At 43.7% G+C, this 3,209-nt stretch carries 3 protein-coding genes and 1 pseudogene; 1 reads left to right on the forward strand and 3 read right to left on the reverse strand.

Annotation, left to right across the window (positions count from 1 at the left end):
- Positions 1 to 140 precede the first annotated feature (140 nt).
- The 3 genes and pseudogenes from O9300_RS01555 to ftsY all read right to left on the reverse strand — a co-directional run.
- Positions 141 to 416: pseudogene (locus O9300_RS01555) on the reverse strand (helix-turn-helix domain-containing protein); the annotation flags it as partial.
- A gap of 33 nt (positions 417 to 449) precedes the next feature.
- The gene (locus O9300_RS01560; protein ID WP_287969648.1) at positions 450 to 1,250 is read right to left on the reverse strand and encodes a metal ABC transporter ATP-binding protein; all 801 of its coding nucleotides are present in this window, start codon (positions 1,248 to 1,250) and stop codon (positions 450 to 452) included.
- Between the two features lie 94 nt (positions 1,251 to 1,344).
- Positions 1,345 to 2,673, reverse strand: coding sequence for a signal recognition particle-docking protein FtsY (gene ftsY, locus O9300_RS01565; protein ID WP_287969650.1), 1,329 nt, complete (start codon positions 2,671 to 2,673; stop codon positions 1,345 to 1,347).
- A 225-nt stretch (positions 2,674 to 2,898) separates the two neighbouring features.
- On the opposite strand from ftsY, the gene O9300_RS01570 reads away from it, so the two are divergent.
- Positions 2,899 to 3,209 (forward strand): Uma2 family endonuclease (locus tag O9300_RS01570; RefSeq protein ID WP_287969651.1); only part of this gene is annotated, 311 nt, incomplete at its 3' end.

Below are 3,209 nucleotides of genomic sequence, written 5' to 3' on the forward strand. Positions count from 1 at the left end.
ACTCAATTGTCTATCTTTTGGTATTAACCTGTTTGTGCCTTAAGTCCTTCCCTGTATGGATTTCAGCTACTTTTGAGCGTAGGCGCTCTCATCGAATTTTATTTTAAGTTAATTATTTGCATAACAATTCCCGAAGAGCCAAAGAAATTAGTGAAAGCTGTTTGTAAATGTCTTAACCCTTGTTGTAAGGGTACACAGCTTACTTCGTTTAAAAAGTCTAATTCTTCTTGTTTTTTCCAATCGGTCAACATTGAAGAAGTTTGAGCGTAGCCTACTCTTTCTTGTCTTTCATACCAAGCTTGTGTTCTGACATGGAGAGCTTTATTGTAAACTAATCTTACACAGCCCAAAGTGCGCCGCAATAGCGACTCTTGTTCGGGTGTGGGGTAAAATCGAAACGAATAGGCTTTTTCCATGTCTCACATTCTAGCATATATTTCGTAAATGTGCTAATATTTAACAGTAAAGCCGTCGTAGAACGACGGGGTTTCAGACCCAAATTTTCGATGATCTGGTGGTGTCATGGCATCGTAGAAGGAGACTTTACCCCCATAGGCGCGCCGGAGATTAAAATCAGTTAAGACCTTAGACCGTTGATCGGCGAGGATCAATTCTTTATTTAAGAGGATTAAATCAGCAAAATGGGTGATAGATTCGCCTAAATCATGGTTAACCACCAGGACAATTTTATTTTTTTGGGCTAACTCACCGAAGATATTAAAAAGGATGCCCTCGGTTTTTTGATCTACCCCGACGAAAGGTTCATCAAAACAGAAAATCTCCGCTTCTTGGGCCAAAGCTCTGGCTAAAAAGACTCTTTGCTGTTGTCCCCCCGACAGCTGACCGAGGGGACGATGGCGTAAATCAGCCATTTCCACCCGTTCTAGGGCATTTAAAGCCTGTTGACGACTAATATGGGAAAAAGGACGAAACCAACCCGTTTTTCTGACTCTCCCCATCATTACCACATCCCAAGCGGTGACGGGATAGGTCCAGTCGATTTGAGATCTTTGGGGAACATAAGCGACTTTATCCAGTTGTTGCTGTAGAGATTGCCCTTGATAGTTAACGGTTCCCTGTTGTACGGGAATTAATCCTAGCATGGCTTTGATCAGGGTACTTTTGCCCGCACCGTTGGGACCGATAATACCAGTTAATCGTCCTGGATGAATTTTCAGGGTGATATCCCGTAGGGCTTCCACGCCGCGATAATATACTCCTAGATGACTAACTGTAATTGTCGTTTGCATAGTTGTTACCCTGAGTCTCCAGTTCTAGCATAACTAAAAATGAGACAATTATGAAGCAACCATGAAAAGATTATGAAAGATAGGCGGGGTGAGATTAATCGCCACTCAGTAAAGCTTCCACGAATTCGTAACTGGAAAAGGGCCGCAGATCCTCGATTCCTTCCCCAGCGCCAACAAAGCGAATCGGTAGGTTAAGCTGACGCGCCACGGCAAGGGCAACACCCCCTTTAGCTGTACCATCGATTTTAGTCAGGATCACGCCGCTTAATTGGGCAGCTTCCGAGAAAACCTCGGCCTGTCGCAGCCCGTTTTGTCCTAAAGTGGCATCGAGAACTAGAAGGGATTCCACCACGGCACTCTCAGCTTTTTTGTCGATAATGCGGCGAATTTTGCTTAATTCTGCCATTAAGTTCTTTTTATTCTGCAATCTTCCCGCCGTATCCACTAAGAGTAATTCTACCTCCCTGGATTTAGCGGCTTCGATGCCATCGTACACCACGGCGGCCGGGTCGGTATTTTTGCCCGGGTTGGCAATTACTTCGACTTGCGATCGCTCTCCCCAAACTTTCACCTGTTCCACGGCAGCAGCGCGAAAGGTGTCGGCAGCGGCGATCATACAGCTATAGCCAGATTGTTTAGATAAATGGGCTAATTTGCCGATAGTCGTCGTTTTACCCACTCCGTTAACTCCTGTGAGCATCCAGATATTTAATTTGCCTTTTTCTGGCTCAAAACCGGGGTTGCTATAATTGGCTAAAGGTGCATCTAAAATCTCGCGGATAATTTCTTTGAGATATTCGATCGCTTTTTCGGGGGGCAAAGCTTCCTGTTTTAGCTTATTTTGGAGGGTAGTGATAATATAATCGGTGGCATCTACCCCCACATCGGCCTGAAGCAATAAAGCTTCGATTTCCTCCACCGCATCTTGATTGAGGGGACCCTGACCGACCACGGCCTTAAGCTGATTGACCAAGCTGCGGCGCGTTTTGCCTAAACCCTGACGCAATTTTTTTAACCAAGTGATTTCTTCTTCCGAAACGTCCTCTGCTTGTCGTCCCTGATTGGCTAAAACTTTGGCGGACCAGATAAAGTCCTCATCTGGTTCTGTAGGGGTTTCGATGGCGGTTTCTTTGAGAATTTCGAGGCGATCGGATTTTTTCAGCCATGCGGGGGTATTATCCTCGGTTTCTTCTTCTTTAACCGGTTCTTCCTCTTGCAGAGGTTCGGTTTCAGCAATAGATGTCTCAGGGGTTTCGCTCACGACGGCCTCGGCCGTGGCTTTTTTCTCTTGAATATTTTTAAAGGCTTTTTTGGCCCAATCTAAATAGTCTTCCTGACTGGTTGCCTCGCTGGGGGTTTCCTCTACGGGTGCAGGGGGTGCTTGTTCGGGTTGGACTTTCTGACGACGGAACCAGTTAAACATAGGAGAAACTAAACATAAAACTATTTATCTAGTTTATCTTAACCCTTGAAGTGAGCAATTTTGATAGTTAGATTTTTAATTGTGGATTTCTCAGCATTTTTTGCCAGAGATTAAGCAAAAAATATGATCCGAGCCACTCAATTGATAACCTTGCTCAAGGATAACTTTGTCTCTTTTTAGAGAAATGCAGTATCTTAGAAAATAGAATAGGAAGGAGAGTCAAAAATGTTAACCACTACTGAAACTAAATATTATACTCCCGAAGAATATCTCGCCCTAGAGGAAACGTCCGAAGATAAAAATGAATATCGTCAAGGAGAAATTATCCCAATGGTAGGAGCCACCACTAATCACAATCAGATTTGTCTAAATTTTTGCCGTAATTTTCCCTTAAATATCAATAATCAAGATTATTATACCTACATGGAAACGGTGCGTTTATGGCTGTCAGATTATAGTATTTACACCTATCCCGATGTGATGGTGATTAAAGGTCAACCTCTCTATCAAGGGAATAGTCAATCTAACGTGATCAA

The sequence above is a fragment of the Microcystis sp. LE19-195.1E genome, from assembly GCF_027532095.1.
In the GTDB taxonomy this organism is placed as follows: Bacteria; Cyanobacteriota; Cyanobacteriia; order Cyanobacteriales; family Microcystaceae; genus Microcystis; species Microcystis aeruginosa.